The organism is Agrobacterium sp. FDAARGOS_525, assembly GCF_003938925.1.
Taxonomy (GTDB): Bacteria; Pseudomonadota; Alphaproteobacteria; order Rhizobiales; family Rhizobiaceae; genus Agrobacterium; species Agrobacterium pusense.
In genome coordinates this window covers 1,179,617-1,203,205 of the sequence record NZ_RKIU01000003.1, presented here as the reverse complement: position 1 = coordinate 1,203,205, position 23,589 = coordinate 1,179,617, and the positions used below count along the sequence as shown (strand labels likewise).

The following is a 23,589-nucleotide window of genomic DNA, read 5'->3' as shown; positions in this document are numbered from 1 at the left end:
GGCGCAGAATGAGCGGGAGTTTTCTTTCGAGCCTCACCAATCCGCAAACGATCGTCGCCGTTCTGGTGACGCTGGCGGTTTTCGCCACCCTTTATACGCTCATCATGCCGGTTTTCGAGCGGAAGGATTTCGCCAAACGCATGAAAGCCGTGTCGTCGGAACGCGATCTCATCCGCAGCCGCGAGCGCGAGCGGCTTGCGACCGTTACCAGGGAAGGCAAAACTTCCCTGCGCGGCAACAATAACAAGTCCGCCCGGCGCATCGTGGAAAAATTCAACCTCCAGGAAGCGCTTGCGGACAAGAACACGATGAACAAGCTGCGGGCAGCAGGGCTTCGTTCCCAAAACGCGTTCAACACGTTTCTCGCCGCCCGCTTCATCCTGCCTTTCATTTTTCTGGCCGTAGCCTTCACCTGGATCTTCGTGCTCGGCAATCTCTCCGACAAAGCCTTCATTGTCCGGCTGATGGCTGTGTTACTGTTCGGCTATATCGGTTTCTATGCTCCCAATATTTATGTGTCGAACCGCATGAACAAACGGCAGGCGTCGATCAAGAAAGCCTGGCCGGATGCGCTCGACCTCATGCTGATCTGCATCGAATCCGGCGTGTCCATGGAGGCCGCGATGCGCCGCGTGGCAGAGGAAATGGGTGAGCAGTCACCCGAACTGGCTGAAGAAATGATGCTGACGACGGCGGAACTGTCGTTCCTGCAAGACCGGCGGGTCGCTCTCGAGAATTTCGGCACGCGAACACAGCTCGAAGCCGTGAAAAGCGTCGTGCAAGCGCTTATTCAGGCGGAACGTTACGGAACGCCGCTCGCTCAGGCGCTGCGCGTTCTCGCACAGGAAGGCCGCGACGAACGCATGAACGAAGCGGAGAAAAAAGCGGCTGCACTACCGCCGAAGCTGACCGTGCCGATGATTGTATTTTTCCTGCCGGTCCTCATCGCCGTCATTCTAGGCCCTGCCATCATCCGCGTGCTGGACACGTTCTGAAAAACATGCCGCCCGAATTTCGCGGCGACGCGTCAAGTTCCGGATATAAGGACGCGGCATCGCGCAAAGCATCAGCCCGCCGCCTTTCCGTCTTTTTTTGCGAGCTGCTGCCAGGAATTTTGCTGGGACAGCATTGCCCGCAGATAAGTCAGGTTTGCCTGGGCCTGCTGCGGCGAGAGTTCCTGTACCGCAATGCGCTCTGCTTCGGCGAAGCGACCCTGGAGGCCGACAACGAGCGCGAGGTTCTGGCGAACGCGGCTGTCGGCGCCAGGCTGGGCGATGGCCGATTGCAGGTAGGTTTCGGCAGTGCGCGGATCGCTCGACAGCACATAGGACATGCCGAGATTTGAAAGCACGCTCGGATCGTTCGGCTTCAGGTCAAGCGCCTGCCGATAGCGGGAGCGGGCTTCGCTCGAACGTCCAAGCTGGTCAAGCACCGCGCCTTCGGCCGAGTAGAGGCGCCAATCGGGTCGATCGGGTGTCTGCGCCCGCTGGATGGTTGAAAGCGCCTGCTCCAGCTGTCCCGCAGCCGCCTGTGCCTTGCCATACGCGGCAAGCACGTCGCGGTCGGCGGGATTGGCGATGGCTATCTGCTGCATGACTGCAAGAGCCTGCGTGTTCTTGCCCGTCATCATCAAGACGCTGGCATAATTCATGCCCACCGACTTGTCCTTGGGATTGCGTTCATAGGCTTTGCCGGCGGTTTCTTCCGCCTGGCGAAGCTGGTCCATGTTCATGTGATCATAGGAGCGCGCGGCGGCGGGAATGGAGCCGGTAGACATCCGGTCCGGTTTGTTGGTGCTTGCACATCCAGAAACCGCAAGAACCAATGCTGCAAAACACGCGCCCCGCAGCAACCCTGTCCGGCCTGTCTCAGCCAAAGAAAAAGCAGTCATGGCAGCGCCCTCGCCCAAGAATGACAAATCTTGCGCCCGACAAACGACAGACTCACATGACGCAACTTTCGCTTAAGCAATAATCTGTTAACCCTAACAGAGCGTTAATCGCACCGATTCTCGACATTTACGGAAGCACATAATGGCGCCCTATCAGTTCATCGAACGCCCGACCCCTTTCAGCTCAAAGGCAGGCAGTACACTGCCGGTTTTCGCAGTCACGCCCGCCCACATCGAGCAGGGCGCCATTGACCCCGTCGCTCTGGACTGGGCAAAGAAAGCAGGGTTCAAGGCGGAGGCCGGTGCCATCCTGCTCGTTCCCTCTGCCGATGGTTCGCTCGGCGGCGTGCTTCTCGGCCTTGGCGGCAATCCCTCTGAAATCCCGTTCATCACCGGTAAACTCGCCCGCGAACTGCCTGAAGGCGAGTGGCACATCGAGACCGCACCACTGACGGCCAATCGCCTCGCTCTCGGTTTCGGTCTCGGAAGCTACCGCTTCGACAAATACAAGACCACCAAAACCAGCGGGGCGAAGCTGCTCATTCCCCAGGATGCCGAAGACGGCGAGATCAAGCGCATTCTCGCGGGCGTCTTCCTCGCGCGCGATCTCATCAATGTGCCTGCCAACGACATGGGACCGGATGAGCTGGAGATCGCTTTCCGGGCCCTTGCCGCCCATTACAAGGCGAAGGTGAAGGTGACCACCGGCGACGACCTGCTGAAGGAAAACTTCCCCCTCATCCACGCCGTCGGCCGCGCCAGCGAAAGCGCACCACGCCTTCTGGAAATGAACTGGGGTAAAAAGGGTAATCCGCGTCTGACGCTTGTTGGCAAGGGCGTGTGCTTCGACACCGGCGGTCTCGATATAAAACCCGCAGCGTCCATGGCCCTGATGAAGAAGGACATGGGCGGCGCCGCCAATGTCCTTGGCCTGGCTCTGATGATCATGGACGCGAAGCTGCCGGTCGACCTGCGCGTCCTCGTGCCCGCGGTCGAAAATTCCATCTCTTCCAACGCCTTCCGTCCCGGCGACATTTACCGGAGCCGCAAGGGGCTGACGGTGCAGATCGACAATACCGATGCGGAAGGCCGCCTCGTTCTGGCGGACGCTCTGGCCTATGCCGATGAGGATGCGCCGGACCTGATGATCGACATGGCAACATTGACCGGCGCCGCCCGCGTCGCGCTCGGTCCCGATCTGCCGCCCTTCTACACTGACGACGACGATCTGGCCCATGACATCGCTGAAGCCAGCATCGATACCGACGATCCGCTGTGGCGCATGCCGCTCTATATGGGATACGACAAGGACATTCGCTCGCGCGCGGCCGATATTACCAATGCGCCTTCCGGCGGCATGGGCGGATCGATCACCGCCGCGCTGTTTCTCAAGCGTTTCGTGACCAACACCCGGCGCTGGGCGCATTTCGATATTTACGGCTGGTCGCTGAATGAAAGGCACCACTCATCGATCGGTGGAGAAGCGCAGGGTATTCGCGCCCTCTTCCATTATATCGCACATCAGTTCACGAAATAACGGCTTTAGGGGCGCTTCGTCGACCGGAGCGCCCCGCTTTGATCAAACCAGAACCTTCTGTTCCTTGTGATCTTCCTGGCCGAAGAATTTCAGGTAACGCTCCACTTCGGCCGGTTCACCGGTTGCTTTTTGCGGATTGTCCGAGAGTTTCACAGCCGGCCGGCCATTGGCATCGCTGACCTTGCAGACGATGGAGATCGGCTTGAGGCTGGCGATGGTTTTTGGCGCGCAGCCAGCAAAATCATTTGTGAGGTTGGTGCCCCAGCCGAAGCTCATGCGAACGCGGCCTTCGAAATGCCTGTAAGTGTCGATGATGGCATCGACATCGAGGCCATCGGAGAAGATCAGCATCTTCTTGCGCGGGTCGCGACCCATCTTCTGCCACCACTCGATGATCTTCTCGCCACCCTCGATCGGCGGTGCGCTGTCCGGGCGGAAACCCGTCCAGTCAGCCACCCATTCCGGCGCATTGCGCAGAAACGCCGCCGTGCCGAAGGCGTCGGGCAGAACAATCAGCAGGTTGCCACCGTAAAGCCGGTTCCAGTCCTTCAGGACCTGATAGGGCGCGGCAGCCAGCCCCTCATCCGTCTGCGCCAGCGCCGCGACCACCATCGGCAGTTCATGCGCGTTGGTCCCGACGGCTTCAAGGTCCGAATCCATGGCGAGCAGCACGTTGCTCGTACCCGTAAAGGCCGGCCCGATGCCTTCCTTCAACGCCTCGACGCACCAGCGCTGCCACAGAAAGCTATGGCGGCGGCGGGTGCCGAAATCGGAAATGCGCAGGCCCGGCAGTTCCCGCAGCCGCTCAACCTTCTCCCACATCTTGGCCTTTGCGCGGGCATAGAGAACATCCAGCGTGAAATAACCGAGCGAGCGCATGGCGCTACGCGAACGCAACTCGTTGATGATGGCGAGCGCCGGGATTTCCCAGAGCGTCGTGTCCATCCAGCGGCCGTGGAAATTCAGCTCGTACTGCCCGTCGCGCTTGAAAAGCTCATATTCCGGCAGTTGATAGCTTGATAGCCAGGAGAGAAATTCCGGCTCGAAAATCTGCGAGCGACCGTAAAACGTGTTACCCGCAAGCCAGATATTCTCTTTTTTGGAAAGACGCAGCGTACGCGCATGATCGAGCTGTTCGCGCAGCTCCATCTCGTCGATCTCCTCGGCCAGCCGCACCGTCTTGGTGCGGTTGATCAGCGAAAACGTCGCGTCGACTTCCGGATAAAGCTTCCAGATCATCTGCAACATCAACAGCTTGTAGAAATCCGTATCGATCAGGCTGCGAACGATCGGGTCAAGTTTCCAGGTATGATTGTGGACACGGGTGGCTATATCGGTCTTCGTCATACTTGCATTCCCCAGTATCGGCCAAAGGTCAGAATAGCCGATGTCAATCCGCACCCCGGCAGGTATCAACCCGTCATGCGAAAGATTTATCTGAAAAAGCGACAACAAGTCCAGAGCACCGGTCCGGCAAATGCCTCACCAGCCCGCCCGCGCGTTGATTTCCCGGCAACCTCGTTATCGTTTTCAGCCAGGGGCTACGGGCACGCCGCGTCAGAAAGTCGGATCAACGGGATTGATGCCGGGGTACCAATCCTTGGAAACGGGGTTACGTCCGCCAAAGCTGGAAATACCGTTTTCATCGGTGCAGCGGTAACCCTGGACGGGAATTCCGCGACTGCCGAAGACGGTCCGGTAGGGCCCACGTGAATATCCGGTACTTCCCAGTTCGCTATGGCAGTTATAACGGACCTTGGGTTGGAGCGTTCGAGGGTCTTTTACACCGGGCAGGTTGGCATAGGCGTCGGGTGCCGGGGCAAAACCGTTCTGGAACACCGTCTGGGCCTCTGCCGAAGTGCTCAATAAGACCGCCGCGAGGATCGCTGCCAATCGTGCCGCCGTTCTTGTCTTCATCAGTGTCCGTCCCGTACCATTATTGACAGCATGTAGGCCGGCGACGGCTGTCGCACAAAGGGCAAGACGGGAACAATTTCGTGAAGCGCTCCCTCAGTCCTCCATGCGACGGAACGCCGTCGGCTTTTCATAAAGCCAACCGATGCGCTCAATGGCTGCAGCGAGATTTTCGCGCGCGACATTCATGGTATGGCCGTTGGCGTGCAGCAGCGTTTCCTCATTTTCCATCAGCCCGACATGGCCTTTCCAGAAAACCAGATCGCCGCGCCGCAACTCGTCCCGCTCTATTTCCACACCGAGCGATTTCACCTGCATGTCGGTATCGCGCAGCACCCGCCGGCCCGCCATCGCCATGGAAAGCTGTACGAGGCCTGAACAATCGATACCAAAGCCGGAGCGACCGCCCCACAGATAGGGGGTTTCGATGAAGCGCAACGCCACCGCGACATAGTCGTCGTCAGCGGCAGCATCGACGGTCCGGCAGTGGGCGGCAATGACGCCTTCGCCATTTTCGGTCATGAGATACCGGGTGCCACGGGTCTCCTCTTCACCGACGATCCGGATCAGGCTGCCCATGGACAGCGCCGCCACCGGCGGCTTGCGCAGTTCGGCCGAAGGATAAACAAAGGTACGGGGAGCAACGATACGGTGAGTGGCCGCGACGACATCACCAATGGCCGTTTCCGGCACGTAACCCGCATAACCATCCGCATCCGCCTGCACCCAGGCCCAGCCGTTCGCCCTGTCGAAAACGCGCAGGGTCTCGCCGAACAGCAGTTCGGTATCGATACCGGCGACAAGGTCCGGCGTGGGCCGCAGGCCGATGACAGGTACCACGACCTGTGCGGGAGATCCGCTGACGAAACGATCGGCCTGCACCGCCCCTTGCAGTTTTTCGTCGGCGAGATCGGAGCGGAAGACATTCAGGCGGCGGTCGAGCATCATGGGGTTCACGTCCAGAGGTTAGATATTACGGGCCTGATCAATAATCAGATCGCCGAATTTTTCCAGATAAAGCGCACCTGTGACGGTGCGCTTTATCACGACATTGCGCCTGTCCCGCTCATCCCGGGCCCGGTCAACCAGCCCTAGCGCGCCGAGACTGTCGAGCGCGCGGGTGATGACCGGCTTGGTCACGCCCAGCAGGCCGGCGAGGCCGCGCACGGTATGCGGCGGCGGCACAAGATAAATCTGCAGCAGGATGGCCGTCTGACGCAAGGTCAAATCGGGCGCATCGGCCGTGACCTGCGCCATCGAGACGCGATGCCAGAGCCCGAGGGCGGCCGTGGGCGAAAGTTCTGCAGGCAAGCCGATAAACCTTCCAGTCGTTGTCCTATCGTTTTCATGCAACAGCGCGAAAAACTCAAGAACCATCCCCACAAACAGAACCGCCGCACGGCGCAGATCCGAAAGATCGCGCGGCGCGGCGGTAATTGTTGACCCGTTTTTGGGCCATATGTCCCCTCTGGACTTGCAAGATGAGATGCAGAAATCGTGCCAGTTTTGCTGCGCCGCACAAGTATATTTTAAATCAGTGACTTAATGGATAAATGACGCGCGCAGCGAAGGCGTTTGCAAGGCGTAAATGGCGATAAAAAGAGGCAGGAACGAACTCAATGCTTAAAAACTGTCTCCCGCCGTGACGGCGGAAGACAGGGGTATTGTGGATCAAATCTCTGCGCCGCGTGCGGCATCGACTGCATCGGCATTCTGCTGCCGATTATAGCGGATCGACGACCAGAGCGAGATACCGATCAGGGTTGCGCCGCCAAGGCCCGTGATGACTTCAGGTATATGCACCATGGTCTGCACATACATGATGACCGACAGGATCAGGATCGCATAAAAGGCGCCGTGCTCCAGATAGCGATATTCGGCAAGCGTTCCTTTCTCGACCAGCATGATTGTCATCGAGCGCACGTACATGGCGCCGATGCCGAGGCCGATGGCGATGATGAACAGGTTCTGCGTCAGCGCAAAGGCACCGATCACGCCATCGAAGGAGAAGCTGGCGTCAAGCACTTCGAGATAAAGAAACGCACCGAAACCGCCCTTTGCTGCGCCTTCCAGCATTTCCTGGCTACGATCGAGAATGCCGCCGACAACTTCTACCAGCAGGAAGGTCAAGAGACCCCAGATCGCCGAATGGAAGAACGTGTTGGCCGCGACCGGGCCGAGTTCCGGGTTGTCGCTGGCGCCGATGATGCGCGAAAAGATCAGCATGACAACAAGCACGAAGGCGATCTCGATGCCCTTGACGGAGGAATAGGTCGCAGCCTTTTCCTCGATCCAGCGCACCCAATGCACGTCCTTTTCATGGTCAAAGAAGAAGTTGAGACCGACCATCATCAGGAAGGTGCCGCCGAAAGCCGCAATCGGCAGATGGGCGTCCTGCATGATTTCCGCATAACGTTCCGGCTGGGTTGCCGCCATGACGATGGCCGTCCAGGGACCGACATTGGCGGCGACGACAACGATCAGCAGCGGGAAGACGATACGCATGCCGAAAACGGCAATGAGAATGCCCCATGTCAGGAAGCGGTGCTGCCAGACCGGCGTCATGTCCTTCAGCTTGTTCGCGTTGACGATGGCGTTATCGAAAGAAAGCGAGATTTCCAGCACCGCCAGAACGACGCAGATGAAGAAGATCGTCGCGGTACCGCCAACCGTACCGGTCATTTCCCAGCCAAGATAGCCGCCGAGGATGAGACCGACGATGGTGACGATAAAAGCCCACTTGAAGTAGGAGAGCGTGGTTTTCTGGGCAGCGCTCATGTCCGGTCACCGTTCATTACGAGGACGGTTGCAGACCGACGCAGGGCGTCAGGCCGCACGCAGAAAGCACGCGCGCGAAGCACATTCAGGTTTTTCATAGTTTTTAATCCGCCGGCGAATTTTGCAGGCGGTACCGACATCACGAGAGCGCCGTAAAACTCTCGCCAGAGGGGCCCGGCACCTTTGTTTCCTCTGCCCTTGCAAGACAAATCATCGCAGGGCCCCTTCTTACTCCCTGAAGATCACGCCTTCGTCAAGTCCCGTGATTGCAACCAGAGATCAAACCTGCTCTGCGGCCAGATCTTCGGCGGTTTCGCGACGGCGTTTGAGCGTATTTTCGCGAAAGAAGATGTAAAGGCCCGAAAGAACAATCAGGCCCGCGCCGACCACGATACTTGTCTGGGGCACATCGCCGAAGAACAGCCATCCAAAAATGACCGCCCAGAGCAGCAGCGTATATTGCAGCGGCGCAACCGTTGCAGCATCGGCAAGTTTGAGCGCCCGGTTGACCAGCACATGCGCCGCCATGGCGACGACGCCGAGCAGGCCGAGGAAGGCAAGATCAAAACCGGATTGCACCGGCAGCCATCCCGACGGCGTGACGAGCACGGCGACAATGCCCGCAAGCGCCGCGCCGATGATCTGCCAGAAGGCGAGCACCGTGTCGGGCGTATTGCGCAGCTGGCGGCCGGACAACATCATGAATGCAAAGGCAGCGCTGCCGAGGATAGAAAAGAGTGCAGCGGAGGTGAGGCTTGCCGAGCTCGGCTTGAGCGCGATGAGAACGCCGACAAAACCGATGCCAATGGCCGTCCATCTACGCCAGCCGACCTTTTCTCCGAGCAGAAACGGGGAGAGCGCAGCCACGTAAATCGGCGCCGCGAGCCAATAGGTCATGACGTCCGCCAGGGGCAGCGCCGCGACCGCGAAATAGAAACAGAAAAGCTCGGCCGTGGAGAAAAAGACGCGCGCCGCCTGAAGGCCGGGCCGTTCGATTTTCACGAGGCCGGAGAGGCCGGCTCTCCAGACGATCGGAACAAGGATGACCAGCGCCGCGGCGCTTCGGATAAGGATCACCTGGCCCTGGCTGTAGGTCGATACGAGCCATTTTCCCATGGCGTCGTTCAACGCGAACAGCAGCATTCCAAGCAGCATCACGGCCACGCCGAGGCCCGTCGGCGAAAGCTTTTTTATCATAGTCGACATGTCAGTTCCGATCTCCCAATGGTTGCATTGGTCGTCCAACCAGCCGTCCTTTGTCAAGTCCAGAACGGACGGGTTTGCACAATTAATAGTACTATTACGCCGGAGCTTCGGATATCAGGTGAAGATGCGTCGTTCTTCGGCCACGAGTTCCTGGAGAAAATTGACCGCCGTGCGGACACGGACCAACTGGCGAGCGGATTCGTGATAAGCCGTCCAATAGGACCGGCTGATGGTGAGATGCGGGATGATCCGTATAAGTTCGGGATATTGGCCCGCGATGTAATTGTGCAGGATGCCGATCCCTGCACCGGATCGTACTGCCTCCGTCTGGCCGGTAGCGCTTGAGATTTCAAAGGCGGCGTCCCAGTCACGCATGATTTCGCCGGTGAAGTTCAGCGAAGGCGAAAAGATCAGGTCCTCCACGTAACCGATCCGCCGGTGGCGTTTCAGTGCCTCGACATCATCAGGCGTTCCGTAGTCAGCCAGATAATTCGCCGAGGCATAGAGGCCGAGTGAATAATCGGTGAGCTTGGAAAACATCAGCCTGCCCTGTTCCGGCCTTTCGATAGTGATGGCGATATCAGCCTCACGTTGCGAAAGCGAAAAGGAACGCGGCACCGGAACGAGCTGGATTTTCAGATCGGGATAACGCGCCGTCAGTCTGCCAAGCCTTGGCGCGAGGAAGGATACGCCGAGGCCGTCCGGCGCGCCGATGCGCACCGTTCCCGCAACCGCCGTATCGACGCGACCGAGATTGGCCTGGGCATTCAGCATTTCAGTTTCCATGCGCTCCGCACTCGCAAGAAGCCGCTGACCCTCCTCCGTCAGTTCGCAGCCATTGGTGCTGCGCAGGAAGAGCTGGGTGCCGATGGCGGCTTCCAGCGCGGAAACCCGGCGGCTGAGAGTGGCATGGTTCACACCGAGCTTTCTGGCCGCGGAAAGAAACTGGCCGCTTCGCGCCACGCTCAGGAACAAACGTACATCATCCCAGTTCATGCCACGTTCCTTGTGTCTATTTTTGCACAATTGATGCTTATTTCAGGCGATTGATTTGTGCAAATCGAAAGGCAATGCTGCGCCATCACATTCTGGAGGAACACCATGAAGGAAATCGGTCATTTCATTAATGGCAAACATGTGCCGGGCACCAGCGGCCGCACATCGAATGTCTACAATCCGGCCACGGGCGAAGTTCAGGCTACGGTCGCGCTTGCCAGCGACGCCGAACTGCGCGCGGCTGTCGAAAGCGCCAAGGCGGCACAGCCGAAATGGGCTGCGACCAATCCGCAGCGTCGTGCCCGCGTTTTCTTCAAGTTCGTCGAACTTCTGAACCGAGACATGAACGAGTTGGCGGTGCTGCTCTCCAGCGAGCACGGCAAGACCGTCGAAGATTCCAAGGGCGATATCGTCCGCGGGCTTGAAGTCTGCGAATTCGTCTGCGGCATTCCGCATCTGCAGAAGGGTGAGTTCACCGAAGGCGCGGGCCCGGCCATCGACATGTATTCGATCCGCCAGCCGGTCGGCATCGGCGCAGGCATCACCCCGTTCAACTTCCCCGGCATGATCCCGATGTGGATGTTCGCCCCGGCGATCGCCTGCGGTAACGCCTTCATCCTCAAGCCTTCCGAGCGCGATCCCTCGCTGCCGATCCGCCTCGCGGAACTGATGATCGAAGCCGGCCTTCCGGCCGGCATCCTGAACGTCGTCAACGGCGACAAGGGTGCCGTCGACGCCATCCTCACCGATCCCGATATCGGCGCGGTTTCCTTCGTCGGCTCGACGCCGATCGCCCGTTACGTCTATGGCACCGCTGCCATGAACGGCAAGCGCGCGCAGTGCTTCGGCGGCGCAAAGAACCACATGATCATCATGCCGGACGCCGATCTCGATCAGGCCGTGAACGCGCTGATGGGCGCCGGTTACGGTTCGGCCGGCGAGCGCTGCATGGCTGTTTCCGTTGCAGTTCCTGTCGGCGAAGAGACGGCAAACCGTCTCGTTGAAAAGCTCATTCCGCAAATCGAGGCACTGAAGATCGGTCCTTACACCGATGACAAGGCTGATATGGGCCCGCTCGTCACCAAGGAAGCCCAGACGCGCGTCAAGGGCCTGATCGACAGCGGCGTGGAACAGGGCGCAAAGCTCCTGGTCGACGGCCGCGACTTCAAGCTGCAGGGCTATGAAGACGGCTATTTTGTCGGCGGCTGCCTGTTCGACCACGTCACCCCTGACATGGACATCTACAAGACGGAAATCTTCGGACCGGTTCTGTCGGTCGTTCGTGCCAAGAACTACGAAGAGGCGCTGGAACTGCCGATGAAGCATGAATATGGCAACGGCGTCGCCATCTTCACCCGTGACGGCGATGCAGCCCGCGATTTCGCAAGCCGCGTCAATATCGGCATGATCGGCATCAACGTTCCGATCCCGGTTCCGCTCGCCTACCATTCCTTCGGCGGCTGGAAGGCTTCGAGCTTCGGCGACCTCAACCAGCACGGCACGGATTCGATCAAGTTCTGGACGAAGACCAAGACCATCACCTCGCGCTGGCCGTCTGGCATCAAGTCGGGTGCCGAATTCGTCATGCCGACGATGAAATAAGCCGCAAGCAGGCAATACAAAAAAGCCCCGCTGTTTTGCAGCGGGGCTTTTTTGACTGGAATTCATCCGTCCTGGAAGCAGGGCCTGAGATCAGTTGGTCGGGCCGTCATTAAAGCCCACTTCGTCCACCAGTTCGGATGCCTGCTTGCGATGGGCGGCGATGTCCGTCAGCGGCAACCTGTCCGGATTGATGGGGCCGAAGCCCTTCACCACATCCGACGGCTCGGCGCCGGGCAGCACCGGATATTCGAAGACCTGCCTGGCGTAGATTTCCTGTGCCTCGCGCGATGCCAGGAATTCCATGAGTTTCAGGGCATTGTCCTTGTTGGGGGCGTATTTCGTCAGGGCCATGCCGGAAATATTCACATGCGTGCCGCGGTCGCCCGCATTGGGAAAGATGACCCGCACGGAACCCGCCCATTCCTTTTCTTCCGGCTCGCGGTCATTTGTCAGCATCAGGCCGACATAATAGGTGTTGCCAAGGGCAATATCACACTCGCCGGAAAAGATTGATTTCGCCTGGCTGCGGTCGGTTCCATCAGGTTTGCGGGCAAGGTTGTTCTTCAGGCCGGCAAGCCAGGTGCGGGTATAATCGACACCATGATGTGCAATCATTGAGGCGATCAGCGCAATATTATAGGAATGCTGGCCGTCGCGAATGCAGATCCTGCCCTTCCATTTCGGATCCGCCAGTTCCTCATAGGTGATATCCTTCTGGCTCACCCGCTCCTTCGAGGCATAGACAACCCGGCCGCGTGTCGTCAGGCCGAACCATTCGCCCTCGGGATCACGCAGATTGGCGGGGATATCCTTTTCGATGACGGGATCGTTGAGAACAGGCTGCGTGACACCGCCCTCCTTGGCCTCGACCAGACGGGCGATATCGACCGTCAACAGCACATCGGCCGGCGAATTGACGCCTTCTGCCTGGATGCGTTCCACCAGTCCCTTGTCGAGAAAAAGAACATTCGTCTCTATTCCCGTTTCCTTGGTAAAGGCGTCGAGCAGCGGCTGGATCAATTCAGGCTGGCGATAGGAATAGACATTAACCTCTCCCTCTGCCCAGGCTTTGGGTGCGCAGGAAAGGATCATCATCCCTGAAAAAACGGCAGCGGAAAAATATGATTTCAAGCTTGCCATTGTGAATGCCTCCATTACATTCCGATTCTTGACTTGTTTGTTCATGAATCATGAAGGCGGTCAACAAGGCTGTGTGAGAAATCTCGGATGGATGCCAGTTTTTTCGGTTTCTGGAATTGTTCTAAACTGAAAAAGAGACTATATAACTCCACATTGAGAGTTAGGAGACCAGCATGCGCTTGACCAAACAGACCAACTATGCCGTGCGCATGTTGATGTACTGCGCCGCAAATGAAGGCCATCTGAGCCGCATTCCGGAGATTGCCAAGGCCTATGGCGTTTCCGAGCTGTTCCTGTTCAAGATCCTCCAGCCGCTCAACAAGGCCGGCCTAGTGGAAACAGTTCGCGGCCGCAACGGCGGCGTGCGGCTTGGCAAGCCTGCCGAAAAGATCAGCCTGTTCGATGTGGTCAGGGTCACCGAAGACAGCTTCGCCATGGCGGAATGTTTCGAGGACGGCGCCGTCGAATGTCCTCTTGTTGACAGCTGCGGCCTGAATTCGGCACTGCGCAAGGCGCTCAACGCCTTCTTCGACGTGCTGGCCGAATATTCGATCGACGATCTCGTCAAGGCTCGGCCGCAGATCAACTTTCTGCTTGGCCTCGACACCACGATGCCGAAGGTCGCTGCCCTTCCGGCTGCATGATCGTCTTATTGCTTCCCTGGCGATTACACCATAGCCCGTGCCCATGAGGTCACGGGCTTTTCTTTAAGGAAGCCGCGCGAGACAGAATATTTTTGATCCCGCGTGTTGACCTCGCGAACGGAAGCGGCGCATTTGGTCGCGAGCTTTTTCAAGCAACCAATCAGCGTCGCAATGATCATCAAGCCTGAATTCCATACATTTGCGCTTACCGCGCTCATCGGCAGCATAGGTGCGCTGCTCGCCAGCCTCATCGATATCCCGGCACCCTTTCTATCCGGCCCGGCACTTGCGGTGACGATCTCTGGACTGGCAGGCCTCAGGCTTGGCATTCCCGCCTTCATCCGCAATGCCTGTTTCGTCGTTGTCGGCATTTCGATGGGAACGAGCGTGACGCCCTCCGTGATAGACGCTGCGAAGACCTGGCCGGTGAGCTTTGTCGTCGTCCTCGTCGCTGTCGTCATCATGCTCTATGTCGCTTACTGGATACTGCATTACGGTTTCGGTTACGACCGGACCACGGCAATGCTCGGCGCTTCCCCCGGCCACCTCAGCTATATCATCAGCCTCGGGGCCGAGACGAAAAGCGACCTCGCAACCGTCAGCATCGTGCAAAGCGTCAGGGTACTTGCGCTCACTCTTTCCGTACCGCTGATCGTGGAATATTTCGATCTTGTCAGCACCGAACCGCTTCTCACCAAACCGCCGATGGATCTCCTCACCTTGGGACTGACCATCGTCGCTTCCCTGATGACCGGCTGGCTTTTCCTGCGCTGGAAGTTTCCTGCTGCCCTGCTGCTCGGCGGCGTCGCGATCTCCATTGGCACGCATATTACCGGCCTCACTGAAGGCGGCGTCCCGACCTGGCTCAGCCTTCCAGTGTATGTGCTGATCGGCTGCCTGATCGGGACACGGTTTTCGAATGTCTCGCTGATGGAGGTGCGCAAGGGCTTTGTAGCGGGCTTTGTCGTCACCATCGCCGTCATGGTGATCGCCGGCAGTATTGCCTGGATGATTTCCCACGTGACCGGCGTTCCGCTCAATGCGGTAATGATCGCCTATTCACCGGGTGGCCTCGAAACGATGGCTGCGATGGCGGTCATGATGCACGCAGATACCGCCTATGTCGGCTCGCATCACGTCATCAGGCTTCTGTTCCTGTCGGTTCTTATGCCGCTCGTCATGGGGAAGGATGCCCGAAAACAAGACGGCGAAACCTGACATCTGCCGGAAAAATGCTGGCAGCATTGCAACCTTTTTCTCTCCGGCACGTTCAGGCTTAGCCGCAATTGCGGGCGGCGACCTTTCGCCTGTTCGGCAGGCTGACCCATCGGAGGACCATTCATGAACCGCTTGATGACGTTGACGGGCGCCGGACTTGCGCTTGCCTTTTCTGTTTCGATCGCTCAGGCGCAAGTGGTCGTGTCGTCGAAAATCGACACGGAGGGTGGCGTTCTCGGCAACATCATTCTCGCCGTTCTCAGCAAGAACAATATCGAGACGACGGATCGCATTCAGCTCGGCGCAACGCCAGTCGTCAGAAAGGCGATTACCGCGGGCGAGATCGACATCTACCCCGAATATACCGGCAACGCCGCCTTCTTTTTCTCCAAGGCGGATGACCCTCTCTGGAAGGACGCTGCCAAGGCCTACCAGGAAGCAAAGACGCTCGACTATGACGCCAACAAGATCGTCTGGCTGACGCCCTCCCCGGCCAACAATACCTGGGCAATCGCGCTGCGAAAGGATGTTGCGGACAAAAACAAGCTGAAGACGCTCTCCGATTTCGGCAAATATGTTGCCGACGGCGGTGAAGTGGTTCTTGCCGCTTCTTCCGAATTCGTCAACTCCGCTGCTGCCCTGCCGGCGTTTCAGACCACTTACGGCTTCACCATGAAGCCGGACCAGTTGATCACGCTGTCCGGCGGCGATACGGCCGCTACCATCGCAGCCGCAGCCAACCAGACCAACAACGCCAATGCCGCCATGGTCTACGGCACGGATGGCGGCATCGCCCCGTCCGGTCTTGTGGTGCTGGAGGACGACAAACATGTGCAGCCTGTCTATCAGCCGGCGCCCATCATTCGCGAAGAAGTCCTGAAAAAGCATCCGAATATCGAGGAACTTTTGAAACCCGTGTTTGAAAAGCTCGATCTGGCGACCCTGCAGGAGCTTAACGCCCGTGTGCAGGTGGGCGGCGAGCAGGCAAAAACCGTCGCGCTCGACTTCCTGACCAAGAACGGCTTCGTCAAGTAATAGTCTGTGGTTCCGGGCGACGGGTCGGGAAAAATTCGTTCTTCCGGCCTTCGCCTGATCGATGAGACAGGGGAGCGGGATTTGACGAAATGGCCTGACAAGGTGGGGGTGGTGATTTCATGCCTGCTTCTCTATGCGCTTCTCGTGGCGCCCTTCATGACATTCCGTGCAAACCGGATCGTTCAGGGTGAGACACGAACGGTTTTCGAAGCCCTCCCGGCTTTGGCTGCCGCCATTATCACCACCGTCGTTCTTCTTGCTGCATTCATCGCGTTCTTTCGCTTTTCCGCCCGCCTCAAACTCACGATTGCGCTGGTCGGGCTTGCAGTACTGGCGGTTTTCGTGGGTCAGGCTGCTTCTTTCCTGACACCGGAGGGCAATAGTTTTGCCCGCGTCTCGCCTGCCAGCGGTTTCTGGCTGATTTTTGCCGGGCTGGCTCTGCTTGCTACGGATTGTATAGCCCGTCTCAGGCCCAGGCCCGTCGTTCGGATTTTGCTGTTGCTGCTGGCGGCGGCTGCACTTGCGGCCGTGCTGACAAGCGGTCTCTGGAACGATCTCTCGATCATCAGGGAATATACCGGGAGAGCCGACACATTCTGGACCGAGGCACTGCGGCACGTGCAGCTCGCCATCGGCTCGCTCGTTGCGGCGACGCTCGTGGGCATTCCGCTCGGCCTCCTCTGCTACAAGGTGGAGCGGCTGCGGGCGGGCGTGCTGAACACCCTCAACATCGTCCAGACCATACCCTCCATCGCTCTTTTCGGTTTGCTGATCGCGCCGCTTGGATGGATCGCAGCGACGGTGCCGGGCGCGGCAAAGATCGGCATCGCCGGCATAGGCATGGCGCCCGCCTTCGTGGCGCTATTTCTCTATTCGCTGCTACCGGTGGTTTCCAACACGGTGGTTGGCCTTTCCGGCGTTTCGCGAGCAGTCCGAGAGGCGGCGCGCGGACTCGGGATGACTTCGACGCAAAGCCTGCTGCGGGTGGAGTTTCCGCTGGCCATGCCGGTCATCCTCACCGGCATCCGCATCGTGCTGGTGCAGAATATCGGGCTCGCGACGATCGCGGCGCTGATTGGCGGCGGTGGTTTTGGCGTTTTCGTCTTCCAGGGCATCGGGCAGACGGCGATGGACCTCGTGCTGCTGGGTACCGTGCCGACCGTTCTCCTCGGCTTTGCGGCAGCAATCACGCTTGACGCCCTCATCGACAGCAATCTCTTCAGCGCAGGCGGAAGGCAAAAGGCATGATCGAAATAGACACCATCACGAAGCGATATGGCGATACGACCGTTGTGGACCAGGTGTCACTAACGGTCGCGCCGCGCACCGTCACCGTCATCGTCGGCACGTCGGGGTCGGGAAAAACCACCCTGCTGCGCATGATAAACCGGCTGGTGGAGCCAACTTCCGGCGCAATCCGGATAGACGGAAAAGATGCCAGCGCAATCCCCGGATTCAGGCTTCGCCGCCAGATAGGCTATGCCATTCAGGGCCATGGCCTGTTTCCGCATCGAACGGTGGCGGAGAATATCGCGACCGTGCCGCAGCTGATCGGCTGGGACCGCAAACGCATCGCTGCGAAGATCGATGCGCTGATGCATCTCTTCCAGCTCGAACCTGCGCTTTATGCCGAGCGTTTCCCACATGAACTTTCCGGAGGCCAGCAGCAGCGTGTCGGCGTGGCGCGGGCGCTGGCCGCTGAACCGAACATTCTCCTGATGGACGAGCCATTCGGCGCTCTCGATCCGGTTATCCGCGCCAAGGCCCAGAAAGACCTCATCGATATACAAAAGAAGCTGGGCGTGACCATCGTTCTCGTCACGCACGACATGGACGAGGCTTTTCATCTGGCTGATCGTATCGCAGTCATGGACAAGGGACGTATCGTGCAGGACTGTCCGCCGGCAGAACTGGTGCTGAAACCCGCGAATGACTTCGTGCGCACCATGATCGGGGAAAACGAACGCGCGCTGAAACTGCTCTCGGTCCTCTCGGTTGCCGATGTCGTGGAGCCGGGAAGCGCCGAGGGCGAGCCGCTAAGCGAACATACAAGCCAGCGCGACGCGCTTTCGGCCATGTTATGGGCGGGCCGCGATGTCCTGCCAGTGATAAAAGACAGCGGACAGCCCGCGGGCCTGGTGCGGCGTGACGTTCTCCTCCAGCGCGCCGCCGGAAACCGATGAGAAAAGCCGCTTCTTTCTTCGCCCTGGGATTTCTGGTGCTGGCGCTGATGGCGTTTCTTGCCTCGCCCCAGAGCTTCTCGCCCCTGTTCAGCCCCCTTGTGCAGGCCAATGCGCCAGCCATCTACACGCAGGCCAATCTGCTTTCCCTCACCCTTTCGCATCTCGCCACTGTCGCTATCGCAACGGGGTTTGCCACGATGATGGCGGGTGCGCTCGCCATTCTCGTAACCCGGCCCTTCGGAAGGGATTTCCTTCCGCTCTCCCGCAGCATCGTCAATATCGGCCAGACCTTTCCCCCCGTGGCGGTTCTGGCGCTTGCGGTGCCGATAATCGGTTTTGGCGAAAAACCCACTCTGATCGCGCTGTTTCTTTATGCCCTGCTGCCCGTCTTCGAAAATACGCTGACCGGACTTACCACCCTTCCGCCAGCAGTGGTGGATGCCGCAAGAGGCAGCGGCATGACCGGCTGGCAACGGCTCGTAAAAGTGGAGCTGCCGCTCGCCCTGCCGGCCATCCTCGCCGGGATCCGACTTTCGGCGGTCATCAGCCTTTCCACCGCCACCATCGGCTCAACAGTTGCCGCAAGGACGCTTGGGGAAGTTATCATCGCCGGCCTGCAATCCAACAATCTCGCTTTCATCCTTCAAGGCGGGCTTATCGTTGCGGCACTGGCGATCCTGATCCACACCGGCCTTTCCGCCCTGGAAAGGACCGCGGCCCGCAGAACCGGGCAATGAACAGGACATGCGTCACATTTTATATTCCCGGCGTTCGCCGCACATGGTAGGGGCAAACCGTCGAAACAGAAATTTCAGAGGTTCGGGTGACACAGGCAATCGTCGTGATGGGAGTGAGCGGTTCTGGCAAGTCCACGGTCGCGGAAGGTCTGGCGGAGAAACTGGGCATTGCCTTTATTGAGGGCGATAAACTCCACCCCAAATCCAATGTCGACAAGATGTCAGAGGGTATTCCCCTTACTGATGAAGACCGCTGGCCCTGGCTCGATCTCGTCGGCGCGGAACTTCGCAAAGGCAGCGAAAGCAACGGTGTCGTCGTTTCCTGCTCGGCGCTCAAGAGAATCTATCGCGACCGCCTCCGCCAGGCCACAGGCGGCCCGCTGGCGTTCGTCTATCTGGATGGCAGCCTGGAACTGCTTAGCCGGCGGATGGGCGAGCGCAAGGGCCATTTCATGCCGCTCTCGCTGCTTCAGACCCAGCTTGCCACGCTGGAAGTACCGACGGGAGAGCCCGGCGTCGTGGCTGTCAGCATCGATACGACACCGGAAGAGATCGTTTCGAACGCGCTTTCCGCTTTGAAAACGGTCGTGTTTTAAAGCCCGAGCCTGTCTCTCAGGCCATACCACCAGGCGCCAAGTACGGTCAGCGGAACGCGGAACGTCTTGCCACCCGGGAAGGGATAGTTCGGCAAGGAGCTCCAGATATCGAAACGTTCGGCGTGGCCTGCGACGGCCTCGCCCAATATCTTGCCGAGCAGATGCGTGGTCGTTACCCCGTGACCGCTGTCGCCATGGGAAAAGTAGATATTGTCCGACAGTTTGCCCATGTGCGGAATACGCGTCAGGGTCAAGGCGAAGTTGCCGCTCCAGGCATACTCAATCTTTATCTTTTCCAGCTGCGGGAAGGTCTTCAGCATGTTCGGGCGGATCACGCCTGTCAGGTCGGCCGGATCGCTGCCGCCATAACCGATACCTCCGCCGTAAAGCAGACGGTTGTCCGAGGTGCGACGGTAATAATCGAGAATGTAATTGGCATCTTCGACGCAGTAATTGGCGGGCAGAAGCGCCTCAATCAGATCGGCATTAAGCGGCTCCGTTGCCATGACCTGGCTCGAGACCGGCATCATCCGTTCGCCGATTTCCGGCAGCAATTTGCCGAGATAAGCATTGCCGCAGACGAGAACATATTTCGCCCTCACGCTGCCCGTTGCCGTCCGCACGACGGGGTTTTCCCCCTGCTCTACCGCAATGACCCGCGAATTTTCGAATATACGAGCGCCCAGGCTTTCGGCAGCCGCCGCCTCGCCCTGCACGAGATTAAGAGGATGGATATGGCCGCCGAAACGATCGATCATGCCACCGGCGTAACGATCGGTCTTCACGTAGCGGCCGACATCCGCTCCGGAGACCATTTCCAGGCCGCCATGACCATGTTTTTCCCAATGGGCCTTGTGTGCCTCCATTTCGCGAATCTGCTTTGACGTGAAGGCGGCGAAGAAACCGCCGTCGACCAGATCGCAGTCGATGGCATATTTGGTGACGCGGTTGCGGATGATCGCGCCGCCTTCAAGCGACATCTCCCCAAGCTTCACTGCCTTGTCATGCCCGTAGCGGCCGGCGATGGTTTCGAGATCCCGGCTGTAACCGTTGACGATCTGCCCGCCGTTGCGCCCCGACGCGCCGAAGCCGACCCGCACGCCTTCCAGCACAATGACCGCGTAGCCACGTTCACTGAGTTCAAGGGCGGCGGAAATGCCGGTGAAACCGCCGCCGATCACGCAGACATCGGCTTCCAGCGCGCCCTCAAGCGTCGGGCGCACGGTTTTGACATTAGCGGAGGCCGCATACCATGACGATGTGTGGCCGGGATTGGGAATGTTGGTGACCTCAGCCATTTCACACCGTCCTGATATAGGCGTCATATTCGACGTCGGTTACACGCAGGGAGAATTCGGAAAGCTCCTGCTGTTTGCAGGCGGAAAACAGCGTACGGTATTTTTGGCCAAGCGTCGCATAGGCGAAGCTGGACCGCGTGAAGCGTTGCAGCGCATAGTCCCAGTTGGTGGGCAGCGGCTCATGGTTGATTGCGTGACTGTCGCCGGAAATCGCGCCGCCGGGCTGGCGCTTCTCCTTCATGCCGGCGAGCGCGGCGCTCAGTATCATCGCGAGAACCAGATAGGGGTTGGTGTCGGCGCCGGCGACGCGGTGTTCGATACGCGTCGCCGCCTTGCTGGCAACAATGACGCGCACCGCTGCCGAGCGGTTATCGATACCCCAGGAGGCGTAGGTCGGCGCATGTTCGCTCGGTGTGAGACGGCGATAGGAATTGGCATGAGGTGCAAAGATCGCCATGCTCTCTCCCATGTTTTCAAGGAGGCCGCCGACCGAATGCAGCAGCGCATCCGAAGGGCCGTTTTCTCCCGCGTAGATATTCCTGCCATCCCTGTCGAGAACGGAGAAATGCACATGCATGCCATTGCCTGCCTGAAGCCCATAGGGCTTGGCCATGAAGGTGGCGTCGAGGTCATGCCGGCGCGCCACTCCTTTAACGATACGCTTCAGAAAAACGGCAAAATCGGCAGCCTGCAACGCGTCAGGCACGTGATTGAGGTTGATCTCATATTGGCCGGGACCATTTTCCCGCAGCGTCGTATCGGCAAGCACGCCCTGCGCGCGGCACGCTGTCGCGATGTCGTGGAAAACATCTTCGAAATCCTGCAACTCTGAAATCGACAGGACCTGCGTCTGGCCCGTATGCCACCGGCCCTCGCGGCTGTGCGGCGGACGCACGGGATCGAGCGCCGAACGAACGGGATCGATCAGGTAAAACTCGAGTTCAGTGGCCACGACAGGGGTCAAACCCGCTTTTTTATAAGCATTGAGAACCTGCGCCAGAACATGGCGCGGATCGCCGTAAAAACCGGTTCCATCCGGATTCTTCATGGCGAGCAAAACCTGCGCCGTCGGCCGGCCGAGCCATGTCACCCGCGACAGTGTGCCGGGAACGGGAAAGCAGAAGCCGTCCGGATCACCGGTGCCCTCCGCGAGGCCCGCAGCGTGGACATCACGGCCCCAGATATCCAGCGCATAAACGGAACGGGGAATGGCCATCCCCTTTTCAAGCACGTCGATTGCCCGTTCGCGCGGAATCCATTTGCCGCGCGGCACGCCGTTGGCATCTATGACAAAGGCTTCGAGTATTTCGATATCGGGGTTATCGATGAAAAATTTCTTTGCGTTTTCAATATCATCCATCATGCACCAGCAAGCCGTTTCCATCTCTGACCATGCGCAGCAATCTTCGCTAGCGAAAATCATCCTGCTGCTGATAGATGAGAAACCTCGCCACCATGATGACGTCTGCCCCTTTTCCCCTTTGCATGGGACCATGTTACGTGGCCCGCTCACAGAAGGCCAGCGGATTTCGTTCTCAGGGATTGAACCTTCCCGGGCGATACGCGTCAATCGCGATAACAGGCGTTTCGCCCAGCATCGTTTCAGCCAGAACACGACCGGTAATGGGCCCGAGCGTCAGCCCGTGATGGGCGTGGCCGAAGGCAAACCATAAAGTCCGGTGACGTGGCGCCTTGCCGATTATGGGCATCATATCCGGCGTGCAGGGCCGGGCACCCATCCACGGTTCCGCATCCAGCCGGCCGCCAAGAGGAAAGACGGTCCGCGCCACCCGCTCCGCCCGTTCAATCTGCACGGGCGATTTCGGCGCATCGCGTTCGGCAAATTCCGCCCCCGTCGTCAGCCGGATACCTTTTCGCATCGGCGCAAGGAAATATCCCCGCTCTGCATCGATCAGCCAGTTATTGAGCTTAGTGCCTTCCTGCGGCGCGTAATGCATGTGATAACCGCGCTTCACGCCGAGCGGAAAACGGTAGCCCAGTCGCTCGGTGACGGTATCCGCCCAAGGGCCTAGTGCCACGACGGCATGTTCGGCCTCGACTGCGCCGGTTTCGGTGCGCACCGTCCAACCGCTTGCCGTCTGACTGAGGGTGGACGCATCGCCCCTTGACACTCGTCCACCGAGGCTCTCGAACAGCCGGACATAAGCGAGCGTCAGCGCATGCGGATCGAGCACCGACCAGGGATCGTTCCATTTCAGGCCGCCGACGAAATCATGGCTCAGATGCGGTTCGGCAGCGGCAAGTTCCTCAGCGTCGAGTTTCGTATGGGAAATGCCATGGTCTCGCGCCAGACGTTCGGCAAAGGCAAAATCAGCGTCCCGCCGTGCGGCGGTTCGGTAGGCCTCCATCCAGCCATTCTTGACGATCAGGTCACCGGCTTTGGCCTCGTCGATCAGGATGTTGTGCTCGGATACCGAGTGCTCGATCAGCGGTGCATAGGCCCGGGCAATTGCCGCATGGCGCGCGGCTGCGGAATTATACCAGTAGCGGCCCAGAAAAGGCGCGATCTTGGGCAGAGCTGAGAGGTGATAACGGGCATCGATGCTGTTATTCAGGGAATAGCGCAGCAGCAGGGCGAGATCCTGCGGAAAGGCATAGGGAACCACACCTTCTCTCTGGATCAACCCGGCATTGCCGAAAGAGGTTTCCTCACCCGGTCCGCGCCGGTCGACCAGCACCACCGACCTGCCCCTGCGGGCCAGCTGCAAGGCGGTGGAAACCCCAATGATCCCCGCCCCCAAAACGATCACATCCGCTGCCATGGCAATCAATCCGTCTCTGCGTCACATACCC

General features: G+C 59.1%; 23 protein-coding genes. 10 read left to right on the top strand and 13 right to left on the bottom strand.

What is annotated here, in order from left to right; translation table 11 throughout:
• The first annotated feature begins 8 nt into the window (after positions 1–8).
• The gene (locus EGT36_RS06975) at positions 9–995 is read left to right on the top strand and encodes a type II secretion system F family protein (protein WP_004439300.1); all 987 of its coding nucleotides are present in this window, start codon (positions 9–11) and stop codon (positions 993–995) included.
• Between the two features lie 71 nt (positions 996–1,066).
• Here EGT36_RS06975 and EGT36_RS06970 read toward each other — a convergent pair whose 3' ends face one another.
• On the bottom strand, positions 1,067–1,891 hold the full coding sequence (locus tag EGT36_RS06970) for a tetratricopeptide repeat protein (protein ID WP_037089625.1): 825 nt from the start codon (positions 1,889–1,891) through the stop codon (positions 1,067–1,069).
• A gap of 142 nt (positions 1,892–2,033) precedes the next feature.
• Between EGT36_RS06970 and EGT36_RS06965 the strand changes: the two genes are divergently transcribed.
• Positions 2,034–3,428 carry a leucyl aminopeptidase family protein gene (locus tag EGT36_RS06965; RefSeq protein WP_037089476.1) on the top strand — a complete coding sequence of 465 codons (1,395 nt, stop codon included), beginning with the start codon at positions 2,034–2,036 and terminating at the stop codon, positions 3,426–3,428.
• Between the two features lie 42 nt (positions 3,429–3,470).
• Here EGT36_RS06965 and pncB read toward each other — a convergent pair whose 3' ends face one another.
• The 7 genes from pncB to EGT36_RS06930 all read right to left on the bottom strand — a co-directional run bounded on the left by pncB (position 3,471) and on the right by EGT36_RS06930 (position 10,322).
• Complete coding sequence (gene pncB / locus EGT36_RS06960) at positions 3,471–4,775, bottom strand: nicotinate phosphoribosyltransferase (RefSeq protein ID WP_125270151.1); 1,305 nt, start codon at positions 4,773–4,775, stop codon at positions 3,471–3,473.
• A gap of 210 nt (positions 4,776–4,985) precedes the next feature.
• Entirely contained in the window at positions 4,986–5,345 is a 360-nt protein-coding gene (locus EGT36_RS06955; RefSeq protein WP_125270150.1) for a hypothetical protein, read from the bottom strand.
• Between the two features lie 93 nt (positions 5,346–5,438).
• Positions 5,439–6,290, bottom strand: coding sequence for a C40 family peptidase (locus tag EGT36_RS06950; RefSeq protein ID WP_037089477.1), 852 nt, complete (start codon positions 6,288–6,290; stop codon positions 5,439–5,441).
• An 18-nt stretch (positions 6,291–6,308) separates the two neighbouring features.
• Complete coding sequence (locus EGT36_RS06945; protein ID WP_037089627.1) at positions 6,309–6,653, bottom strand: MarR family transcriptional regulator; 345 nt, start codon at positions 6,651–6,653, stop codon at positions 6,309–6,311.
• A gap of 360 nt (positions 6,654–7,013) precedes the next feature.
• The gene (locus tag EGT36_RS06940) at positions 7,014–8,120 is read right to left on the bottom strand and encodes a DUF475 domain-containing protein (RefSeq protein ID WP_004439293.1); all 1,107 of its coding nucleotides are present in this window, start codon (positions 8,118–8,120) and stop codon (positions 7,014–7,016) included.
• A gap of 279 nt (positions 8,121–8,399) precedes the next feature.
• Positions 8,400–9,317, bottom strand: coding sequence for a DMT family transporter (locus tag EGT36_RS06935; protein ID WP_006699764.1), 918 nt, complete (start codon positions 9,315–9,317; stop codon positions 8,400–8,402).
• Between the two features lie 123 nt (positions 9,318–9,440).
• Positions 9,441–10,322: a LysR family transcriptional regulator gene (locus EGT36_RS06930; RefSeq protein ID WP_037089480.1), complete on the bottom strand. Its 882-nt coding sequence runs from the start codon at positions 10,320–10,322 to the stop codon at positions 9,441–9,443.
• A gap of 105 nt (positions 10,323–10,427) precedes the next feature.
• Between EGT36_RS06930 and EGT36_RS06925 the strand changes: the two genes are divergently transcribed.
• Positions 10,428–11,924, top strand: a complete 1,497-nt coding sequence (locus tag EGT36_RS06925) for a CoA-acylating methylmalonate-semialdehyde dehydrogenase (protein ID WP_004439286.1) — start codon at positions 10,428–10,430, stop codon at positions 11,922–11,924.
• A 90-nt stretch (positions 11,925–12,014) separates the two neighbouring features.
• On the opposite strand, the gene EGT36_RS06920 is transcribed toward EGT36_RS06925, so the two are convergent.
• The gene (locus tag EGT36_RS06920) at positions 12,015–13,064 is read right to left on the bottom strand and encodes a Fe(3+) ABC transporter substrate-binding protein (RefSeq protein WP_052114182.1); all 1,050 of its coding nucleotides are present in this window, start codon (positions 13,062–13,064) and stop codon (positions 12,015–12,017) included.
• A gap of 173 nt (positions 13,065–13,237) precedes the next feature.
• Here EGT36_RS06920 and rirA point away from each other — a divergent pair, with 173 nt between their 5' ends.
• Positions 13,238–13,708 (top strand): iron-responsive transcriptional regulator RirA, encoded by a 471-nt coding sequence (gene rirA, locus EGT36_RS06915; RefSeq protein WP_004439283.1) that lies wholly within the window; start codon positions 13,238–13,240, stop codon positions 13,706–13,708.
• A 23-nt stretch (positions 13,709–13,731) separates the two neighbouring features.
• Here rirA and EGT36_RS30815 read toward each other — a convergent pair whose 3' ends face one another.
• Positions 13,732–13,887, bottom strand: coding sequence for a hypothetical protein (locus tag EGT36_RS30815; protein ID WP_156779248.1), 156 nt, complete (start codon positions 13,885–13,887; stop codon positions 13,732–13,734).
• Between EGT36_RS30815 and EGT36_RS06910 the strand changes: the two genes are divergently transcribed.
• From EGT36_RS06910 to EGT36_RS06885, 6 genes are all read left to right on the top strand, one after another.
• The gene (locus tag EGT36_RS06910; RefSeq protein WP_037089630.1) at positions 13,880–14,926 is read left to right on the top strand and encodes an AbrB family transcriptional regulator; all 1,047 of its coding nucleotides are present in this window, start codon (positions 13,880–13,882) and stop codon (positions 14,924–14,926) included. The genes EGT36_RS30815 and EGT36_RS06910 overlap by 8 nt on opposite strands.
• A 123-nt stretch (positions 14,927–15,049) precedes the next feature.
• A complete protein-coding gene (gene osmF / locus EGT36_RS06905; RefSeq protein ID WP_006699768.1) occupies positions 15,050–15,961 on the top strand; it encodes a glycine betaine ABC transporter substrate-binding protein OsmF in 912 nt (303 codons plus the stop codon).
• 81 nt (positions 15,962–16,042) lie between these two features.
• On the top strand, positions 16,043–17,209 hold the full coding sequence (locus EGT36_RS06900) for an ABC transporter permease (RefSeq protein WP_042936658.1): 1,167 nt from the start codon (positions 16,043–16,045) through the stop codon (positions 17,207–17,209).
• Positions 17,206–18,144: an ABC transporter ATP-binding protein gene (locus tag EGT36_RS06895; protein WP_004439277.1), complete on the top strand. Its 939-nt coding sequence runs from the start codon at positions 17,206–17,208 to the stop codon at positions 18,142–18,144. Before EGT36_RS06900 ends, EGT36_RS06895 begins: the two co-directional genes overlap by 4 nt.
• Positions 18,141–18,881, top strand: coding sequence for an ABC transporter permease (locus EGT36_RS06890; protein WP_037089484.1), 741 nt, complete (start codon positions 18,141–18,143; stop codon positions 18,879–18,881). The genes EGT36_RS06895 and EGT36_RS06890 overlap by 4 nt, the downstream gene beginning before the upstream one ends.
• Positions 18,882–18,988: 107 nt before the next feature.
• The gene (locus tag EGT36_RS06885) at positions 18,989–19,477 is read left to right on the top strand and encodes a gluconokinase (RefSeq protein WP_037089633.1); all 489 of its coding nucleotides are present in this window, start codon (positions 18,989–18,991) and stop codon (positions 19,475–19,477) included.
• Here the strand turns inward: EGT36_RS06885 and EGT36_RS06880 are convergent.
• From EGT36_RS06880 to EGT36_RS06870, 3 genes are all read right to left on the bottom strand, one after another.
• Positions 19,474–20,775: an NAD(P)/FAD-dependent oxidoreductase gene (locus tag EGT36_RS06880; protein WP_037089485.1), complete on the bottom strand. Its 1,302-nt coding sequence runs from the start codon at positions 20,773–20,775 to the stop codon at positions 19,474–19,476. The two genes, EGT36_RS06885 and EGT36_RS06880, sit on opposite strands and share 4 nt — an antisense overlap.
• Position 20,776: 1 nt before the next feature.
• Positions 20,777–22,138 carry a glutamine synthetase family protein gene (locus EGT36_RS06875; protein ID WP_037089487.1) on the bottom strand — a complete coding sequence of 454 codons (1,362 nt, stop codon included), beginning with the start codon at positions 22,136–22,138 and terminating at the stop codon, positions 20,777–20,779.
• Positions 22,139–22,310: 172 nt separating this feature from the next.
• Positions 22,311–23,558 (bottom strand): NAD(P)/FAD-dependent oxidoreductase, encoded by a 1,248-nt coding sequence (locus tag EGT36_RS06870; RefSeq protein ID WP_125270149.1) that lies wholly within the window; start codon positions 23,556–23,558, stop codon positions 22,311–22,313.
• Positions 23,559–23,589: the final 31 nt, after the last annotated feature.

Excerpts from the sequence above, each read along its gene's own strand:
- EGT36_RS06975 (WP_004439300.1), top strand. The coding sequence starts at position 9 with ATGAGCGGGAGTTTTCTTTCGAGCCTCACCAATCCGCAAACGATCGTC.
- EGT36_RS30815 (WP_156779248.1), bottom strand. The coding sequence starts at position 13,887 with ATGATCATTGCGACGCTGATTGGTTGCTTGAAAAAGCTCGCGACCAAA.
- EGT36_RS06885 (WP_037089633.1), top strand. The coding sequence starts at position 18,989 with ATGGGAGTGAGCGGTTCTGGCAAGTCCACGGTCGCGGAAGGTCTGGCG.
- osmF (WP_006699768.1), top strand. The coding sequence starts at position 15,050 with ATGAACCGCTTGATGACGTTGACGGGCGCCGGACTTGCGCTTGCCTTT.
- EGT36_RS06870 (WP_125270149.1), bottom strand. The coding sequence starts at position 23,558 with ATGGCAGCGGATGTGATCGTTTTGGGGGCGGGGATCATTGGGGTTTCC.
- rirA (WP_004439283.1), top strand. The coding sequence starts at position 13,238 with ATGCGCTTGACCAAACAGACCAACTATGCCGTGCGCATGTTGATGTAC.
- EGT36_RS06925 (WP_004439286.1), top strand. The coding sequence starts at position 10,428 with ATGAAGGAAATCGGTCATTTCATTAATGGCAAACATGTGCCGGGCACC.
- EGT36_RS06965 (WP_037089476.1), top strand. The coding sequence starts at position 2,034 with ATGGCGCCCTATCAGTTCATCGAACGCCCGACCCCTTTCAGCTCAAAG.
- EGT36_RS06895 (WP_004439277.1), top strand. The coding sequence starts at position 17,206 with ATGATCGAAATAGACACCATCACGAAGCGATATGGCGATACGACCGTT.
- EGT36_RS06875 (WP_037089487.1), bottom strand. The coding sequence starts at position 22,138 with ATGATGGATGATATTGAAAACGCAAAGAAATTTTTCATCGATAACCCC.
- EGT36_RS06880 (WP_037089485.1), bottom strand. The coding sequence starts at position 20,775 with ATGGCTGAGGTCACCAACATTCCCAATCCCGGCCACACATCGTCATGG.
- pncB (WP_125270151.1), bottom strand. The coding sequence starts at position 4,775 with ATGACGAAGACCGATATAGCCACCCGTGTCCACAATCATACCTGGAAA.
- EGT36_RS06890 (WP_037089484.1), top strand. The coding sequence starts at position 18,141 with ATGAGAAAAGCCGCTTCTTTCTTCGCCCTGGGATTTCTGGTGCTGGCG.
- EGT36_RS06910 (WP_037089630.1), top strand. The coding sequence starts at position 13,880 with ATGATCATCAAGCCTGAATTCCATACATTTGCGCTTACCGCGCTCATC.
- EGT36_RS06930 (WP_037089480.1), bottom strand. The coding sequence starts at position 10,322 with ATGAACTGGGATGATGTACGTTTGTTCCTGAGCGTGGCGCGAAGCGGC.
- EGT36_RS06940 (WP_004439293.1), bottom strand. The coding sequence starts at position 8,120 with ATGAGCGCTGCCCAGAAAACCACGCTCTCCTACTTCAAGTGGGCTTTT.
- EGT36_RS06955 (WP_125270150.1), bottom strand. The coding sequence starts at position 5,345 with ATGAAGACAAGAACGGCGGCACGATTGGCAGCGATCCTCGCGGCGGTC.
- EGT36_RS06950 (WP_037089477.1), bottom strand. The coding sequence starts at position 6,290 with ATGATGCTCGACCGCCGCCTGAATGTCTTCCGCTCCGATCTCGCCGAC.
- EGT36_RS06920 (WP_052114182.1), bottom strand. The coding sequence starts at position 13,064 with ATGGCAAGCTTGAAATCATATTTTTCCGCTGCCGTTTTTTCAGGGATG.
- EGT36_RS06935 (WP_006699764.1), bottom strand. The coding sequence starts at position 9,317 with ATGATAAAAAAGCTTTCGCCGACGGGCCTCGGCGTGGCCGTGATGCTG.
- EGT36_RS06970 (WP_037089625.1), bottom strand. The coding sequence starts at position 1,891 with ATGACTGCTTTTTCTTTGGCTGAGACAGGCCGGACAGGGTTGCTGCGG.